Raw genomic sequence first — 16,964 nt, forward strand, 5'->3', positions numbered from 1 at the left:
AAATTTAATATCCAAAAAGTTAGAAAATAATTTCAAACAAGAATCAGATTGCAAGAAAAATAAATTATGTTTGTAATCTAAACCCTAACTAACTATGTCATTTTTTCTTACCAACTGGTGGATATTCTTAATTGTTTTATCCGTTCTTTTTTACAAATTTGTTTTACGCGTATTCTTTGGAATGGTTATCGTTCCAGAAAATAAAATCGGATTAGTAACCAAAAAATTCGTCCTTTTTGGTGCAGATAAATCATTGCCGGACGGCAGAATAATCGCTACCAAAGGAGAAGCAGGTTATCAGGCCAAAACACTTGCTCCTGGATTGTATTGGGCTATGTGGCCTTGGCAATTTGCCATAGATATGGCTTCGTTCACTATTATCCCAGAAGGAAATATCGGTTTGCTATTGAGTAAAGACGGGGCTGAAATTCCAACAGGACGTATTCTTGCCCAAAAAGTAAACTCAGACAATTTTCAAGATGCAACAATGTTTCTTGACAATGGCGGACAAAAAGGAAGACAATCAGCCTTTGTAACTACAGGATCTTATCGTATCAACACTCATTTATTCGAAGTAGTTATTTCTCCTCAAGTTGTCATTTCGGAAAACATGGTCGGAATTGTTACAGCCATGGATGGAGAGCCAATCCCTATTGGACAAATAGCCGGTAAATTTGTAGATGGCCACAATAACTTTCAGGATTTTGATCAATTCTTAAAAAATGGAGGAAATAGAGGTTTGCAACCACAAGTTATGCTTGCCGGTTCCTATTACATCAACTCATGGGCTGTTCAAATTGAACAAACTCCTATGACCGATGTCCCTATTGGATATGTTGGAGTTGTAATTTCATATATTGGTGAAGACGGACAAGATGTAACAGGAGATACCTTCAAACACGGAAACATAGTTTCAAAAGGGCAACGCGGTGTTTGGATGGAACCTTTCGGACCAGGAAAATATGCTCTAAACAAATACACTACCAAATTAGAACCAGTACCAACCACAAACTTGGTATTGAATTGGGCGGATGCCAGAAGTGAATCTCACAACTTGGATCAAAACCTTTCTACCATTACTGTTCGTTCCAAAGATGGTTTTCCTTTCAATCTTGATGTATCACAAATCATTCATGTTCCCGCCAATGAAGCTCCAAAAGTTATTGCTCGTTTTGGAAGCATGAATAATTTAGTTTCCCAAGTTTTGGAACCTACCATTGGAAATTATTTTAGAAACTCGGCTCAAGAAAGTGATGTGATTTCATTTCTTTCTACCAGAAAAGAGCGTCAAGAATCGGCTAAAAATCACATCAAAGTAGTTTTGGACGAATATAACGTGAATGCTGTTGACACTTTAATTGGAGATATTGTTCCACCAGAATCGCTAATGAAAACATTGACTGATAGAAAAATTGCCGAGGAGGAGCAAAAAACATATCAGACTCAAAAGATGGCGCAAGAACAGCGTCAAGGAATGGAAAAAGAAACCGCAATTGCGGATATGCAAAAAGAAATCGTAAAAGCTTCACAAAGTGTTGAGATCGCACAACGAACTGCCGATGCCACGGTTAAAAAAGCTGAAGGAGATGCTACGAGCTTAAAACTCAATGTAAATGCCGAAGCTGAAGCTACTAAAATGCGTGCCAATGCTGAAGCTGAAGCCACAAAAGCAAGAGCAGGTGCACAAGCCGAAGCAACTAAACTTACTGCTAGTGCCGAAGCCGAAAGAATCTCTAAAACGGGTCTTGCTGAAGCCGAGAAAATCATGGCCATTGGTAAATCTACAGCCGAGGCTTATCAACTTCAAGTTTCTGCAATGGGTGGAGACAACTTTACAAAATACAAAATCACGGAAGAAATTGGTAAAGGAAAAATAAAAGTCATTCCAGATGTTCTTATTTCTGGTAGCAATGGTACAGACGGATCCATGAGTGGATTATTGGGCCTAAAACTAATGGAAATGATGGATACAGATAAAAGTAAAGGAAATACTAAAAAAGGAGAATAAATCTAAATTACATATCTTAATAAAATCTGCCGTAATTGGCAGATTTTATTTTTTACAAAAGCTTTTATCCTATAAATAATCCTCAATAAATTACTTGATAAGACATTTAAAATTACAAAAGACACCTTTTAACAAAAAAATAAAATATTTTTTACCCAAAAAGTTAAAAAAATGAAAAAAAAGTTATATTTGTCTTTCCTAAACTAATCCAAAATTTAACCAAACACCACAAAATCATGAATTTAAAATTCCCTTTAGTCATTGTTCTTTTGACATTTTCTCAAAGTTTTTTTGCACAAGAATCCAAAAATGAAACTGTAAGTGCTGAAAGTTCTTCAACAATTACTGCTAAAACAGAAGCTGCCCCAATAGATTTTAAAAAACAAATGCAAGATTTAAAAGATCAGGAAAAAGCATATTTAGCAAAAGTCGAAGCAGAAAAAAAGGCAGCAGCCGAAGCAAAAGCAGCAGGAGAAAAAGTAGCTAAAGCAAAAGCCGAAGCCGATAAAAAAGCAGCCGAAGACGCAAAAATAGCAGCAGCCAAAGAAGAAGCCATTGCTGCTAAAGCCAAAGCTGAAGCAGATAAAAAATCTACTACTGAAGCGAAAGAAGCAGCAAGAATAGCTGCCATAGAGGCTAAAGCAAAAGCAGAAGCTGACGCAAAAGCAGCCAAAGAAGAAGCAATTGCCGCTAAAGCAAAGGCTGAAGCAGATGCAAAAGCGGCCAAAGAAGCTGAAAAATTATCTAATGAAAAAATAGCTGCTTACCAAAAAGAAGCCGAAAAAGCTAAAGATGCTCAAGAAAAGCTATATAAAGATGTTGAAAAGCTGAAAAAAGAAAAAGAAGAAGCTGATCAAAAATTAGCCGAGTCTGCAAAATTAGCATTGCAAAAATCGACTCTATTAGAAGAACAGATTGCAAAAGCTGAAGCTGAAGCAGCAAAAAAAGCAGCCGCAGATGCTAAAATAGCGGCAGAAAAAGCATCAAAATAAAACCAAACCTCTCAAAATAAACCAAACCAATCTTAACTTTTAACCAATTTTAAATGAAAAAATCCGTTTTACGACGGATTTTTTTTATTTAAACACATCACAACAAGACCATTTAAAACCAACATTCTCTTTTTTAAAAATGTTTATCTTTGTCCAAAAACAAATACCATGCAAAATATTATTGATCGCTTTGTAAGTTATGTAACTATCGACACCGAGTCAGACGCAAGTTCAAATACAACACCAAGTACAGCCAAACAGTGGGATCTAGCCAATAAACTGGTAGAAGAATTAAAAACCATTGGACTACAAGATGTCACCATCGACGACAAAGCCTATATTATGGCAACACTTCCAAGCAATGTGGATCACGAAGTACCTACAATTGGATTTATTTCACATTTTGACACTACTCCAGATTTTACAGGAGCCAATGTAAAACCTCAAATTTTCCCTAATTATGACGGTAAAGACATTATCCTGAATGCTGAACAAAATATCATCCTCTCTCCTTCTTATTTCAAAGATTTATTGCAATATAAAGGACAAACACTTATCACTACTGACGGAACAACATTATTAGGAGCCGATGACAAAGCAGGAATTACCGAAATCGTAACCGCAATGGAATTCCTAATCAACAATCCTGAAATCAAACACGGAAAAATCAGAATTGCATTTACACCCGATGAAGAAATTGGTCGTGGAGCTCATCATTTTGACGTGGAAAAATTTGATGCAGAATGGGCTTACACCATGGACGGAAGCCAAGTTGGCGAATTGGAATATGAAAATTTTAATGCAGCTGGTGCCAAAATCATCTTCAAAGGAAAAAGTGTTCACCCTGGTTATGCCAAAGGAAAAATGATCAATTCCATGCTCATTGCCAATGATTTTATCAATGAACTACCTAAAGACGAAACCCCACAAGAAACTAAAGGTTACGAAGGTTTTTTCCATGTGCATCATTTATCTGGGAGCATCGAAGAAACTGTATTAGAATTAATCATTCGTGACCATAACAAATTAAAATTTGAAAAACGCAAAGACTTAATTGCCAAAATCACTAAAAAATTCAACAAAAGATTTGCTAAACAATTTGGCGAAGATATAGTTATTACTGAAGTCAAAGATCAATATTACAATATGAAAGAAAAGGTACTTCCTGTTAAACATATTGTCTTTATTGCCGAAAAAGCAATGAGGGAACTTGGTATTAAACCGCTCATAAAACCGATTAGAGGAGGAACTGACGGATGTCAATTATCTTATAAAGGATTGCCTTGTCCAAATATTTTTGCAGGAGGACATAATTTTCACGGAAAATACGAATATGTTCCAGTAGAAAGTATGCAAAAAGCGGTTAATGTAATTGTAAAAATAGCTGAATTGACAGCCAATGGAGCCTATCTAAAAAAATAAACAACATCTCAAAAACGATAAAAACCTTCTTTTTTCTATGACGAATAACGATCAATGGGAAACCGAATTAGAGCTTTTAAAAACAATTATAGCCAAAACCGAATTGGTAGAAACCAACAAATGGGGCGGTTGCGTGTATGTATACAACAATAGAAATGTAATTGGAGTTGGAGGTTTCAAAAATTTCTTTACCCTTTGGTTTTTTAATGGTGTATTTTTAAAAGATGAAAATAAATATTTAATCAATGCTAATGAAGGAGTTACCAAATCATTGAGACAATGGCGTTTTACAGCCAAAGAAGAAATTAATGAAAAAGAAATTCTGGCATACATTCAGGAAGCTATAGATAATGAAAAACAGGAAAAAATAATCAAGCCTGAAAAAACAAAAAGCGAAGTTATAATTCCAAAGTTATTGCAGAATGAACTGAATTCAGATAGCGATTTGAAAGAAGCCTTCCTGAAATTCAGCTCCTATAAACAAAAAGAATTTATAGAATATTTAGAAACTGCAAAACGCGAAGAAACAAAACTATCCAGAATTGAAAAGATAAAACCGATGATTATAAACAATATTGGTTTAAATGATAAATACAGATAGTTAAGTAAGCTTAAAATTTTAAATAAAAAATCCCAAATTCCATCGTATCGGAATTTGGGATTTTTTTATTCAACTGAATATTTTTTTTATTTCTAAAACACACAGTTAACTCTTTAAAAATCAGCAAAATATTAACATTTACACTTAAAAATATTCGTTATATTTGTTAATACAAAACCGACAATTAGTTAATATCTAATAATTTGCAAGAACATGCCTCCACGTTCTTGAATGCCAGAAAAGCAATTAATAACCCATTAATAATAACATTATGATAGAAAAAAAAGACGAAAAAATAATTCCAGAAAAAGTAGTCAGTCCTGATACGGTAAAAGATGAAAAGCCAGAAATTATTAAGCCTGCCGTTGCAAAACCGAGAACAACAAGATCAACAGTTGCTAGAGCTACAACTACAAAACCAGCAGCTGCAAAAACAGTTACCTCTAAATCAACTGTTGCGAGTACTACAACAAAACCAACGGCCACAAAATCCGCTGTTACTCGAACCACAACAAGATCCAGCAGAGCCAAAGTTACTGCACCAGCAACTGGAATTGTAAAAAGTGATATTAAAGCCCCTACTGCGGTAGAAATTAAACCTGAAAAAAAAGCAGTAATTTCCAAAGAGGAAAAAAAAGAAAAAAAGAAAAAGAAAAACAAATCAAAAATGAAAGAAAAAGAGAAAGAAAAAGAGAAAAAAGCCAAGGCTAAAGAAAAAGCTAAGAAAAAAGCAAAAAAAGCTAAGAAAGCAAAAAAAGACAAAGCAAAAAAAGCAAAGCTTAARGCTAAAATCAAGGAGAAAAAAGCTAAGGCTAAAGCAAAAAAGACCAAAAAAAATAAGAAAAAATAATACTCCTTTACAAATAAAAAAATCCCAAATTCCAATTAGAAAATCGGAATTTGGGATTTTAAATTTTATACTTTCTTTACTATTCTTTTTTATTCAAAGTTGCGCTTAATTCCATAGAAATTGAAGAACGCTCCATTTTTAATTTTCCAGCCATTGTTTCAATAACTACAGTAGAGTCAGCTATTTCTGATATCTTTCCGTGAATACCACTTTTGGTAATAATTTTATCTCCAACTTTCAAAGCGCTTTCAAATTCTCTTTCGTTTTTAGCACGTTTTTGTTGTGGTCTGATCATAAAAAAATAAATCACCACAAACATTAATAGAAATGGTAAAAACTGTTGTAATTGTCCCATAATTTAAAATTTAGTTTTTGTTAATTGTTTATATTTCGTTGCAAAATTTGGAATTAAATCTTGATTATTACATCAAACCTCTTCCAATTTTTACAATTCTTTTCTTTGCTTCAAGCTCTTTTACCAAATTATCCAATATTCCATTGATAAAAATACTACTCTTTGGAGTTGAATATTCTTTGGCCAATTCCAAATACTCATTCAAAGTTACTTTTACCGGAATAGAAGGGAATTTCAAGAACTCACATATAGCCATTTTAAGAATGATGGTATCAATTTCGGCAATACGTTCACTGTCCCAATTTGGTGTTTTATCAACATATTCTTTGGCAAGCTCCGTTTCGTTTAGAACTGTTTTTCTAAACAAATCTTTCACATAAGCCTTATCTTCATTGTCCTTGTATAATTTTGGAACTCTGAAATTATCGTCCTCACCTTGTTTTATTGCCTTTAGCTGTTTAATAATATGAGTGTTTACCAAAGGAATATCATCAATCCAAGTCAATTTATCATCTTCCAAATAATCATATAATTTATCGTTTGGTACAATTACATCTGCAAATATATCTACGATAAACTCTTTATCTTCCTCAAAAGTGTTTACCTCATTACTCATGTATTTGGCATACAAATCACTTTCTTTTATAGCATTTAAAAGAAGAATAATATAATCATCATTTAAAGTCCAATTGTTAATTGAACGATTTTCTAGAGCTATGCTAAGTGAATTATTTTCGGCAAGAATTTTAAAAATACTGTTTTTGATGAATTTCTCGTTTGGATTACGTTCTTCTTTTGTAGCTAAATGTTTTTGGCTCGACAGATGTAAAAAAACAGTTTCCTTTTTACATATTTCGATCAGTGAAGAAAGCATGATAAGGTATAAATCTTGAATGGCGTCAATACTATAAAAAAGAAATTTTTCTTCTTTTTCTAGATTATCAGAACCGTTTTGATGCATCGCATAAATGGATTGCATGACTTTAACGCGGATGTGTCTTCTATTTACCACCTTGTAAGAACTTTTTAAAATTAGTCTGCAAAATTAAGGATTTCATCTCTCAAAAGAAAATTTATGGTTACTTTATTTAATATAGTTTTCAGTCACAGTCCCAATATTCAACCGAACTAAAAATAAAAGCCTCAGTTTTCAGACTCAAATCGAGACTGTAAACTGAGACTAAATACTGTAAACTGTAAACTATTTTTTACTTTTTTCTATCTTTCTTAAATCGATACGATTTTGTGCAATAGTCAAAGCAGCTTGATGAGTCGTTATTCCATTTGCAACAGCGTAATCAAAAATTTCTAATGTAGTATTGTAGATATTTTCGGTTTTACGCATAATTTCGGCTTTATCATAATGAGCCAACTCAGCATAAACATTGATAATTCCACCAGCATTAATCAAGAAATCAGGAGCATAAAGAATTCCTCTTTCTTGCAAAATCAATCCATGTGTATTTTCATTAGCCAATTGATTATTAGCAGCACCAGCAATCACTTTTGCTTTAATCTTATTTACTGTAGCATCATTAATTGTTGCTCCCATGGCACAAGGTGCATAAATATCAACATCAGCACTATATAAATCGTCTCCAGTAAATATTTGAGCATTGTATTTAGTAGCTACTTCATATAATTTTTCTTCGTTGATATCAGCAATAAAAACTTGAGCCCCCTCTTTAGTTAAATACTCAACCAAAGTTTCACCTACGTGTCCAATTCCTTGAACCAATATTTTTTTACCTTCTAATTTTTCTGATCCAAATTGTTGTTTTGCAGCCGCTTTCATTCCCATATAAACTCCAAAAGCAGTAACTGGAGAAGGATTACCAGCTCCACCTCTTTCTTCAGAAATTCCGGTAACGTAAGGAGTCACATCTCTTACTAAATCCATGTCTGAAGTTTCCATTCCAACATCTTCAGCCGTAATATATCTTCCACTTAGAGAGTGCACAAATTCTCCAAATTTACGCATCAATTCAGGAGTTTTCTGAGTTTTGGCATCACCCATAATAACTGCTTTTCCACCACCAATATTCAAACCTGTGATAGCCGCTTTATAAGTCATCCCTCTGGATAGACGCAAAACATCATTCAAAGCTTCCCATTCATTGGCATAATTAAACATACGAGTACCTCCTAATGCAGGCCCCATAACCGAATTATGAATACCAATAATTGCTTTTAATCCTGTATCTTTGTCGTTACAAAAAACAATTTGCTCGTGATCATTAAAAGACAATTGTCCAAAAACTGGATCCATTTTTTGAAGTTCTTTCCCAGTGGTAACAGTAGCATCCATAGTACTATTTTTTTAGTTAAAAATTACGAATTTATCAAAAAGACAAACCAAACATACATAAAAAATAAACATACAGCATTAAATTTATTTAAAAATAAATATCCATCAATAATTTAGAACAACTGATTTTTTAATCCAATTGTTAAAATTTAGACATTAAATAAAAAACGAAAACAATTCAATAGCGAATCTCTTATAACATGAAAGAATTACGATATTTAAACAAATATTTCATTAAGTACAAATACAGCTTTTCACTTGGTATTATTATCACCATAATCGCACAAATATTTTCTTTATTTACACCAAAATTAATTAGCAAGTCATTTAATGAAATTGAAGCTTTCGCCAAAACTAAATCTGTAGACACCAGCGTAATAAGTCAAGAATTAATTTCGAATATCTTATTAATTATTGCAACAACAATAATAGCAGGTTTCCTAACTTTCCTGATGCGACAAACTTTGATTGTAATGTCTCGTCACATCGAATTTGATTTAAAAAATGAAGTTTTTCGTCAATACGAAAATCTCTCCCAAAATTTTTACAAGCAAAACAGAACAGGAGATTTAATGAATCGCATAAGCGAAGACGTTTCCAAAGTAAGAATGTATGTTGGTCCCGCTGTTATGTACACCATAAACACTTTTATCCGTTTTGCTATTGTAATTGGTTATATGTATAATGTGTCACCAAGATTGACTTTATATACCATACTACCGTTACCTATATTATCCTATTGCATCTTCAAATTAAGTTCCGAAATCAATAAAAGATCGACAACTTTCCAACAGTATTTATCCAAAGTTTCCAGTTACACACAAGAAGTTTTTTCAGGAATACGAGTTATAAAAGCCTATTCATTAGAAGATCAGCATCAATCCAACATTAACGATTTGGCCAATGAAAGTAAAAGTAAAAGTTTAAGTTTAGCCAAAGTCCAATCTCTTTTCGGCCCTTTAATGATTGCCTTGATTGGCGTCAGTAACTTAATAGTAATATATTTTGGAGGTTTGATGTACATTCATGGAACAATCAAAAGTATCGGTACCATTGCCGAATTTATTTTATACGTCAACATGCTAACTTGGCCTGTAGCTTCCTTAGGATGGGTTTCGTCAATGGTTCAAGAAGCCGAAGCGTCACAAAAAAGATTGAATGAATTTTTGAAAATCGAACCAGAGATTCAGAATACAAACATTCATAGATCAAAAATTGAAGGCAGTATCACGTTTGACAATGTGAGTTTCACCTATAATGACACTCAAATAAAAGCACTTCAGAATGTAAGCTTCACTGTTCATAAAGGAGAAACTTTGGCAATTTTAGGGAAAACCGGTTCTGGAAAATCTACCGTTTTGGCCTTACTCTCCCGATTATACGATGTAACTAGTGGGCAAATTTTGATAGACAATCATGAGATTAGTCAACTCAATTTGTTTGATTTACGCAACAGCATCGGAGTAGTTCCCCAAGATGCCTTTTTATTTTCAGACACCATCAAAAACAACATCAAGTTTGGAAAAGAAGACGCAACCGATCAAGAAGTTGAAGCAGTAGCAAAAAGTGCCGTCGTGCATGACAATATTATCGGTTTTAACAAAGGATATGACACGATATTGGGCGAAAGAGGAATTACACTTTCGGGTGGGCAAAAACAACGCGTTTCTATCGCTAGAGCCATTATAAAAAATCCAGAAATTTTACTTTTTGACGATTGCCTCTCTGCTGTTGACACAGAGACCGAAGAGGCCATTTTGAACAATCTATATCAAATATGCAAGAACAAAACTACCATAATAGTAAGTCATAGGGTTTCTTCTGCAAAAAATGCTGATAAAATTATCATTCTTGAAGATGGAAAGATAATTGAACAAGGCACTCATAATCAATTAATAAACCAAGACGGGTATTATGCAGCACTTTATTTAAAGCAACTTTCGGAAAAAGAATTGCTTTAATTGTTGTATAATACATATATTTTTATGATTTTTGATTGCTATTAAATAAAAAAATGACGATAAGATTATGAGAGAAAATGATATGTTAGAAAAAGAAGAAATATTCTCAAAAGTTTTAAGAGCTGGCAGAAGAACCTATTTCTTTGATGTAAGAGCTACCAAAGCTGACGATTATTATATTACAATTACCGAAAGCAAAAAATTCACGGAAGAAGACGGTTCTTTTCATTTCAAAAAACATAAAATCTATTTATACAAAGAAGATTTTACCGCTTTTTCAGAAATTCTAGAGGACATGACATCTTACGTTTTGAACCACAAAGGCGAAGAGGTAATTTCAGAAAGACACCAAAAAGATTTCAAAAAAGAATATGCTTTAGATAAAACTGATGAAGACATTGTTCCAAATACATCTAGTTTTACTGATATCGAATTTGACGATATTTAATCAAAAGAAAAAACATTAAAAAAAAGCCCAAAATCACATGATTTTTGGGCTTTTTTTTATGCCTTAAAACAAGAAAACATTTTAACTAAAATTCAAATAAAAACACTGATTATCAATCGCTTATACATATTTTAAATGCTATTATTTTGTACCTTTAGAAGTATTAACTTTAAATCTAGTCACAATGAAAATGTTAATTAATGTTATCTTTCCTATTGAGCCTTTCAATTCAATGGTTAGAAATGGTACAGCTGGTGAAATCATTGGTCGCGTTATTGATGATATCAAACCCGAAAGCATTTATTTTTCTGAACAAGAAGGAAACAGAGGTGCTGTTATGATTGTTGATATTCCGGAATCCTCAGCTATTCCTGCCATTTGCGAACCTTGGTTTTTAAATTTTGAAGCACATTGTGAAATCAGAATTGCTATGACACCCGATGATTTAATGAAAGCTAACCTCAACAAACTAGCTGAAAAATGGAGTGATGTTCATGCCATCTAAAGAAAATTTGACATTAAATTAAAAAACCTCTCCATACAAACTGAAGAGGTTTCTTTTTTTAAACGAAAATTATATTCTAAAAACTTAAAGCAAAAAATGAATTGCTTTACAGTGATTTTCTAAACGTTTTTCTACGACAATGAATCACAGGATTAAAGTTTTTCCAAATCAATTGAATAGCGATATTATCAGCTAACTCAGGAGTTCTATAACAATTCTGAACACCATTTTCAGTAAAAGTTTTATGATATTCACTAAAAATAACTGCCGTTACACCTTTATTTTGATAGTCTGGATGCACTCCAATAAGATAAAACAGAACGTCTTTACTATTGCGTTTGGCCTTTAATAAATGTAAAAAACCAAAAGGAAATAATTTTCCATTGGCTTTTTGAAGTGCTTTAGAAAAACTAGGCATAACAATAGCAAAAGCTACCAGATTTCCATCCTTATCCTCAACATACTTTATATATTCGGGATTAATGAAACTGATATATTTTTTCTTAAAATATTCTTTTTGAACATCCGAAATAGCTACGAATGAAGACAATTTAGCATATGACTCATTAAACAAATCAAACATCTTATCAACATAAGGCATTACGGCTTTGGTCGATTTAAAGTTGATTGGTTTCAATTGGTAGCGTTTTTTCACCAACTCATTTATTTTTTCAAAAAATTCTGGTTTAGCATTCGCAAAAGGGAATTTATTTTCGACATATTCTTTTTCGGTTACGTAACCTAATTTTTCAAAATGGTCGGCGTAATATGGATGATTGTACCAAGTTATCATCGTTCCCAATTCGTCAAAACCTTCGGTTAAAACACCTACTTTGTCCAAATTAGAAAATCCCATTGGACCTTCTACATATTCCAGGTTATTCTTTTGTCCCAGTTCATATACTTTTTCAAGTAAAGCCTTAGTTACTTCAATATCATCAATAACATCAAACCAACCAAAACGAACTTTCTTTTTCTGTTGATGATTAACCTCATCCCAATTGATAATTGTTGCTATTCTACCTACGATTTGATTGTTTTTGTAAGCAACATAAAAATTGGCTTCGGCGCTATTAAAAGCTGGATTTTTGGTTTTATCAAATGTTTCCAGTTCGTCAGCAATTATGGGTGGGACCCAATACGGATTGTCTTTGTATAATGTAAAAGGAAATTTTATAAATTCGATTAACTCGTTTTTAGTTTTGGCTTCTTGAATGATAATCATTGTAGTATTTATGGTAAGTTGCTATTACTTCTTTGTTTTTTTAAAGCTTTTTTTACTTTTAGTCTTTTTGGCCATTTTTTCAGCAGCTTCTTCTTCTTTCGTCAAAAGATGAACTTCCTTATATCGCCCATCATAACGCCATGATATTCCAACACCTCCATAAAGAACCGAAGGAGTATTCTTAAAATTTGTACTTATGGAAGCATCAACCTGCATGTTTCTGTTAATCAAATAAGCGGCTCCACCTCGAACAATGGCATCACTATAGAAATCGCTTTTTATACCTTGATTTTCTACAAAAGCAGACCATTTTTGATTAATTCCTTTGGTTAAGGTTAAAATGTAACTCAAACTAGGATAATCGGTAGCTATATAATTATAAATGATATTGGTAACAAAAACCCAAGAACCATCACCTAAATGGTTTTGTAAAATCAAAGCCGCTTTTGGAGAAATGGCTGATTCTGGAGAAAAATAAAAGGGATTATCAGCGCCTGTAAAATTGGCTCCGGCAAAAACGGCGACAGCAGGAATTACTTGATGCCAATCGAATTTATGATTTGCTTTCCAGCTGTATATATTGGCTTCTTTTTTATATCCTTTATTTGGATCATAAATCAAATATTTAGCTCCTAAAACAGATTGCTTAAAATCAGCTCTATCATCAACTTGCATAGGATACGTAAACGTTTCATTTACATATTGAACGTCAGCAATAAATTCCAAATTCTCGAGGAATGCACCATATCTCAATTCAAAATCAATTCCAAAACCATTAGCATCATACTTAGACAAACTATGACTTTCTTGAATACCAAACACACCTGTTTCTACTTGTATAACCGTTTTCCCGACTGCAAAAGCCGACATGGATTCTCCAGGTCTGTTCGAATTAATTTCATCTGTGTGTTGCCCATAATCAATTGTTGGGATTAAAAAAAGGGAAGCAAAAAATAATGTTTTGATATTGAACATGCTGAATTATTTGAGTGAAAAGCTATAACGCATTTCAAATGTACTATATTTTATTGTAACAATCATTTGGTTAAAAATTTCTTAGAATATTTAAAAAAGAGTCATCTGCTTTATTCAATATTCAAAAAAATTTATTTGGGATTCTGATTCAAAAAAGCAATTAACTCTCGGGTGGCTTTCCCTCTATGGCTTATGGTATTTTTAGTTTCTAACGAAAGCTGGGCAAACGTTTCCTGATAACCATCAGGTCTAAAAATAGGGTCATAACCAAAGCCTTGATTGCCATTTTTATTCAAAGTGATAGCTCCTTTGGCAATTCCCGTAAAAAGATACTGCTCCCCTTTTAGATTTAAAGTAATTACGGTTTTGAATTGAGCATTCCTGTTCGATGATTTTTCTAACTTTACAAGCAATTTATCCATATTGTCTTCTGCCGATTTTTGTTCTCCTGCATACCGAGCAGAATAAACTCCTGGCTCTCCATTCAAAATCTCAACTTCAAGTCCGGTATCATCAGCAAAACAATCATAACCATATTTTTCTGTTACGTAATTGGCTTTCATAATAGCATTCCCTTCAATCGTATCGGCAGTTTCAGGAATATCTTCATTACAACCTATACTTTCAAGGCTAATTATTTCAATACTTTCAGGAAGCATACTTTGTATTTCGTAAATTTTATTGGTGTTGTTGGTAGCGAAGACAATTTTCATTAGAATTTCATTAGATTTAAATTTATAAAGTAAAAATACGGTGTTTTAAAATAGTTTTTATTATTATTTTCATTTCTAAAAAATTAAGATTTTTTTTGTAATAATTTGATGCTTAATTATATGTGAACAGAATAACCGATATTGAAATATTAAGTTTATTTTAATAGTATTTATATGTAAGTAATTTTAACATAAAATATTTTTTTATGTCTATTTTTACTGTTAATATTGTGTTTTAATAACCAAAAAATTACAAAATAAAATGAAAAAATTAAGTATTTTATTCCTTTCAGTTTTGACTTTAGGAATGGCTGTTGTTTCTTGTAGTAAAGATGATGATAATGAATCTTCTGCTTCTATTGAGGGAAAATGGAATGTAAGCAAAATGAGCATAGCAAGTCCTGGTATGCCTACTCAAGAGATAGACAACCCTGAAAATGCACCAGGCTGTAATAAAAATTATTTAGAAATTAAAACAGGAGGTGTTGCTGTCGAAGGTACTTACGAAGGTACAGCTTGTACGCTTTCTACAGAAACTGGAACATGGTCTAAAGATGGAAATAAAGTTACTTTTAAATTCGGATCAGATACTGAAGTTTTTGATGTGGTTAGTGTAACGAGTTCAAGTATGACTCTAGGAATTACTTACACAGAATCTGGAATTACTATAACTGCAAATACAATTTTCACAAGATAATAATTTTACAATATTGATAAAAAAAGCCAACAGCAATGTTGGCTTTTTTTTATTATGCTTTTTAAGACCAAATCCATTTCGGAAAAAAGTATCTTATCAGTTTTATAAATAAAATTAGATTTAAACAGTTAAAAAAGCGAAGTTAAAATACAGTTAAAAAGCTGTTTTACATTGACTTATGCGTAATATAATTGTAAATTTGAATGTGGTTCTGATTAATTACTTGAGCATATAATATCACAAATATTCAATATTAGAAAAAGTATTCTCAATAGTCAGCTATACCGAATTTAAGTATAAGTTAGATAATGATAAATCAGAACTTACAAAGGGGAGGGTGGTACATACACCCTCCTTTTTTGTGCAATATTCTAATGTCTAGTTACATTCGTTAAATTATCTGGGAAATAATGATCCGCAAGGTTGGAGAACTCATCACCACGCATAAAGATATTGATATCCACTTCAGCATAACTGTTTTTGCCAGCTGCGGCCAATAATTCATTTGCGGCATGTAAAGTATTTTTATGGAAATGAAAAACTCTTTCGGATTTATCGGTTACGACCAATCCTTTCATAAGCATTTTGTTTTGAGTAGCCACTCCGGTTGGACATTCATTATTATTGCAACGCAAGGCTTGAATACAACCCAAAGAAAACATAAATCCACGAGCCGAATTACACATATCGGCACCTAAAGCTATCGCTCTCAATATCGAATATCCCGAGATAATTTTACCGCTGCTAATCACTCTGATTTTGTCTCGAATACCCAATCGAACCAATGTTTTGCTTACAAAAATCAAAGCTGGTTCAAAAGGCATCCCCACTCCATCGGCAAATTCCAATGGCGCAGCTCCTGTTCCGCCTTCGGCACCATCTACGGTGATGAAATCAGGATAACAATTTTGATGAATCATTTCGTTGCAAAGATTTTCAAAATCGGCGGTATCACCTATGCACAATTTGAATCCGATAGGTTTCCCGTTTGATAGCTGACGCAAATGAGCAATAAACTCCACCAGTCCTTTATAATCAGAAAAAGCACTGTGGCTAGGTGGTGATAGAATGGTGGTATTGGGTTCTACTCCTCTAATTTTCGCAATTTGTGGTGTGTTTTTTTGAGCAGGAAGTACTCCTCCGTGACCTGGTTTTGCACCTTGTGACAATTTGATTTCAATCATTTTTACAGCAGGAAGATTCGCCTTTTCAGCAAATTTATCGGCATCAAAATGTCCTTCACTGTTGCGACAACCAAAATAACCCGTTCCTATTTGCCAAGTAATGTCGGCTCCTTGTTGATGGAATTCAGTTAAACCACCTTCACCGGTATTGTGATAAAAATTTCCTTTATGAGCTCCTTTGTTGAGAGCTACAATTGCATTCTCGCTTAATGACCCAAAACTCATTGCCGATATATTGAATAACGAAGCTGAATAGGGTTGTGTGCAAGCTGGACCTCCAACAACAACTCTTGGCAATTCGTGATTTACCACAGCTGGAAACATAGAATGCTTAATCCCTTCGTAGCTGGATTGATTTAATATTAATTGAGTTCCAAATGGAGAAGTCGAATCAATATTCTTGGCTCTTTCATACACTAATGAACGCTGGTTTCTTGAAAACGGTTTTCCGTCGGTGGTGCGCTCAATGAAGTATTGCTGAATTTCGGGAGCAATTTTTTCGAACGCATAGCGAAAATAGCCTAAAACAGGAAAATTTCTGAGAATGGCGTGTTTCTGCTGAATGGTATTGAAATATCCAACAATTATTAAAATAACCATTACTATCGAAAACACAAATCCTGTTTTCAGAAAATAATTAAAAAGCAGAGAAATTCCAAGTAGTATTAAACCTAGTGCTAACAATTGTTTTCTCATTATTGAAAGAGTTTAAAAGTTAAT

General features: G+C 33.0%; 16 protein-coding genes. 9 read left to right on the forward strand and 7 right to left on the reverse strand.

Annotated elements, in window-relative coordinates; translation table 11 throughout:
- The first annotated feature begins 94 nt into the window (after window positions 1-94).
- From AC1DY0_RS00725 to AC1DY0_RS00745, 5 genes are all read left to right on the forward strand, one after another.
- Window positions 95-2,008 (forward strand): SPFH domain-containing protein, encoded by a 1,914-nt coding sequence (locus AC1DY0_RS00725; protein ID WP_477186775.1) that lies wholly within the window; start codon window positions 95-97, stop codon window positions 2,006-2,008.
- Window positions 2,009-2,394: 386 nt separating this feature from the next.
- Complete coding sequence (locus AC1DY0_RS00730) at window positions 2,395-3,000, forward strand: hypothetical protein (RefSeq protein WP_477186776.1); 606 nt, start codon at window positions 2,395-2,397, stop codon at window positions 2,998-3,000.
- A gap of 168 nt (window positions 3,001-3,168) precedes the next feature.
- Complete coding sequence (gene pepT, locus AC1DY0_RS00735) at window positions 3,169-4,422, forward strand: peptidase T (RefSeq protein WP_477186777.1); 1,254 nt, start codon at window positions 3,169-3,171, stop codon at window positions 4,420-4,422.
- A 37-nt stretch (window positions 4,423-4,459) separates the two neighbouring features.
- Window positions 4,460-5,023, forward strand: a complete 564-nt coding sequence (locus AC1DY0_RS00740; protein ID WP_477186778.1) for a YdeI/OmpD-associated family protein — start codon at window positions 4,460-4,462, stop codon at window positions 5,021-5,023.
- A 271-nt stretch (window positions 5,024-5,294) separates the two neighbouring features.
- Window positions 5,295-5,873, forward strand: a complete 579-nt coding sequence (locus tag AC1DY0_RS00745) for a hypothetical protein (RefSeq protein ID WP_477186779.1) — start codon at window positions 5,295-5,297, stop codon at window positions 5,871-5,873.
- Window positions 5,874-5,952: 79 nt separating this feature from the next.
- On the opposite strand, the gene yajC is transcribed toward AC1DY0_RS00745, so the two are convergent.
- The 3 genes from yajC to AC1DY0_RS00760 form a co-directional block, all read right to left on the reverse strand.
- On the reverse strand, window positions 5,953-6,228 hold the full coding sequence (gene yajC, locus AC1DY0_RS00750; protein WP_111409251.1) for a preprotein translocase subunit YajC: 276 nt from the start codon (window positions 6,226-6,228) through the stop codon (window positions 5,953-5,955).
- Window positions 6,229-6,295: 67 nt separating this feature from the next.
- A complete protein-coding gene (nusB, locus tag AC1DY0_RS00755) occupies window positions 6,296-7,207 on the reverse strand; it encodes a transcription antitermination factor NusB (protein WP_477186978.1) in 912 nt (303 codons plus the stop codon).
- 222 nt (window positions 7,208-7,429) lie between these two features.
- Window positions 7,430-8,536: a Glu/Leu/Phe/Val family dehydrogenase gene (locus AC1DY0_RS00760; protein WP_477186780.1), complete on the reverse strand. Its 1,107-nt coding sequence runs from the start codon at window positions 8,534-8,536 to the stop codon at window positions 7,430-7,432.
- 200 nt (window positions 8,537-8,736) lie between these two features.
- Here AC1DY0_RS00760 and AC1DY0_RS00765 point away from each other — a divergent pair, with 200 nt between their 5' ends.
- From AC1DY0_RS00765 to AC1DY0_RS00775, 3 genes are all read left to right on the forward strand, one after another.
- Window positions 8,737-10,497, forward strand: coding sequence for an ABC transporter ATP-binding protein (locus AC1DY0_RS00765; RefSeq protein WP_477186781.1), 1,761 nt, complete (start codon window positions 8,737-8,739; stop codon window positions 10,495-10,497).
- Between the two features lie 67 nt (window positions 10,498-10,564).
- Window positions 10,565-10,945, forward strand: coding sequence for a PUR family DNA/RNA-binding protein (locus tag AC1DY0_RS00770; protein WP_111409254.1), 381 nt, complete (start codon window positions 10,565-10,567; stop codon window positions 10,943-10,945).
- A gap of 184 nt (window positions 10,946-11,129) precedes the next feature.
- Window positions 11,130-11,450 (forward strand): panthothenate synthetase, encoded by a 321-nt coding sequence (locus AC1DY0_RS00775; RefSeq protein ID WP_477186782.1) that lies wholly within the window; start codon window positions 11,130-11,132, stop codon window positions 11,448-11,450.
- Between the two features lie 106 nt (window positions 11,451-11,556).
- On the opposite strand, the gene AC1DY0_RS00780 is transcribed toward AC1DY0_RS00775, so the two are convergent.
- From AC1DY0_RS00780 to AC1DY0_RS00790, 3 genes are all read right to left on the reverse strand, one after another.
- The gene (locus AC1DY0_RS00780) at window positions 11,557-12,675 is read right to left on the reverse strand and encodes a GTP cyclohydrolase (protein WP_477186783.1); all 1,119 of its coding nucleotides are present in this window, start codon (window positions 12,673-12,675) and stop codon (window positions 11,557-11,559) included.
- A gap of 24 nt (window positions 12,676-12,699) precedes the next feature.
- Entirely contained in the window at window positions 12,700-13,650 is a 951-nt protein-coding gene (locus AC1DY0_RS00785; RefSeq protein ID WP_477186784.1) for a transporter, read from the reverse strand.
- A 131-nt stretch (window positions 13,651-13,781) separates the two neighbouring features.
- Window positions 13,782-14,363, reverse strand: coding sequence for a non-canonical purine NTP diphosphatase (locus tag AC1DY0_RS00790; RefSeq protein ID WP_477186785.1), 582 nt, complete (start codon window positions 14,361-14,363; stop codon window positions 13,782-13,784).
- Between the two features lie 262 nt (window positions 14,364-14,625).
- Here AC1DY0_RS00790 and AC1DY0_RS00795 point away from each other — a divergent pair, with 262 nt between their 5' ends.
- Window positions 14,626-15,060: a lipocalin family protein gene (locus AC1DY0_RS00795; RefSeq protein WP_477186786.1), complete on the forward strand. Its 435-nt coding sequence runs from the start codon at window positions 14,626-14,628 to the stop codon at window positions 15,058-15,060.
- A gap of 371 nt (window positions 15,061-15,431) precedes the next feature.
- On the opposite strand, the gene AC1DY0_RS00800 is transcribed toward AC1DY0_RS00795, so the two are convergent.
- On the reverse strand, window positions 15,432-16,940 hold the full coding sequence (locus AC1DY0_RS00800; RefSeq protein WP_477186787.1) for an FMN-binding glutamate synthase family protein: 1,509 nt from the start codon (window positions 16,938-16,940) through the stop codon (window positions 15,432-15,434).
- Window positions 16,941-16,964: the final 24 nt, after the last annotated feature.

This window comes from Flavobacterium sp. P1_E4, from assembly GCF_056405915.1.

What these genes read in the sequence shown, in the direction of transcription:
- AC1DY0_RS00725 (WP_477186775.1), top strand. Translation starts at nt 95, where the DNA reads ATGTCATTTTTTCTTACCAACTGGTGGATATTCTTAATTGTTTTATCC.
- AC1DY0_RS00730 (WP_477186776.1), top strand. Translation starts at nt 2,395, where the DNA reads ATGCAAGATTTAAAAGATCAGGAAAAAGCATATTTAGCAAAAGTCGAA.
- pepT (WP_477186777.1), top strand. Translation starts at nt 3,169, where the DNA reads ATGCAAAATATTATTGATCGCTTTGTAAGTTATGTAACTATCGACACC.
- AC1DY0_RS00740 (WP_477186778.1), top strand. Translation starts at nt 4,460, where the DNA reads ATGACGAATAACGATCAATGGGAAACCGAATTAGAGCTTTTAAAAACA.
- yajC (WP_111409251.1), bottom strand. Translation starts at nt 6,228, where the DNA reads ATGGGACAATTACAACAGTTTTTACCATTTCTATTAATGTTTGTGGTG.
- nusB (WP_477186978.1), bottom strand. Translation starts at nt 7,207, where the DNA reads ATGCAATCCATTTATGCGATGCATCAAAACGGTTCTGATAATCTAGAA.
- AC1DY0_RS00760 (WP_477186780.1), bottom strand. Translation starts at nt 8,536, where the DNA reads ATGGATGCTACTGTTACCACTGGGAAAGAACTTCAAAAAATGGATCCA.
- AC1DY0_RS00765 (WP_477186781.1), top strand. Translation starts at nt 8,737, where the DNA reads ATGAAAGAATTACGATATTTAAACAAATATTTCATTAAGTACAAATAC.
- AC1DY0_RS00770 (WP_111409254.1), top strand. Translation starts at nt 10,565, where the DNA reads ATGAGAGAAAATGATATGTTAGAAAAAGAAGAAATATTCTCAAAAGTT.
- AC1DY0_RS00775 (WP_477186782.1), top strand. Translation starts at nt 11,130, where the DNA reads ATGAAAATGTTAATTAATGTTATCTTTCCTATTGAGCCTTTCAATTCA.
- AC1DY0_RS00780 (WP_477186783.1), bottom strand. Translation starts at nt 12,675, where the DNA reads ATGATTATCATTCAAGAAGCCAAAACTAAAAACGAGTTAATCGAATTT.
- AC1DY0_RS00785 (WP_477186784.1), bottom strand. Translation starts at nt 13,650, where the DNA reads ATGTTCAATATCAAAACATTATTTTTTGCTTCCCTTTTTTTAATCCCA.
- AC1DY0_RS00790 (WP_477186785.1), bottom strand. Translation starts at nt 14,363, where the DNA reads ATGAAAATTGTCTTCGCTACCAACAACACCAATAAAATTTACGAAATA.
- AC1DY0_RS00795 (WP_477186786.1), top strand. Translation starts at nt 14,626, where the DNA reads ATGAAAAAATTAAGTATTTTATTCCTTTCAGTTTTGACTTTAGGAATG.
- AC1DY0_RS00800 (WP_477186787.1), bottom strand. Translation starts at nt 16,940, where the DNA reads ATGAGAAAACAATTGTTAGCACTAGGTTTAATACTACTTGGAATTTCT.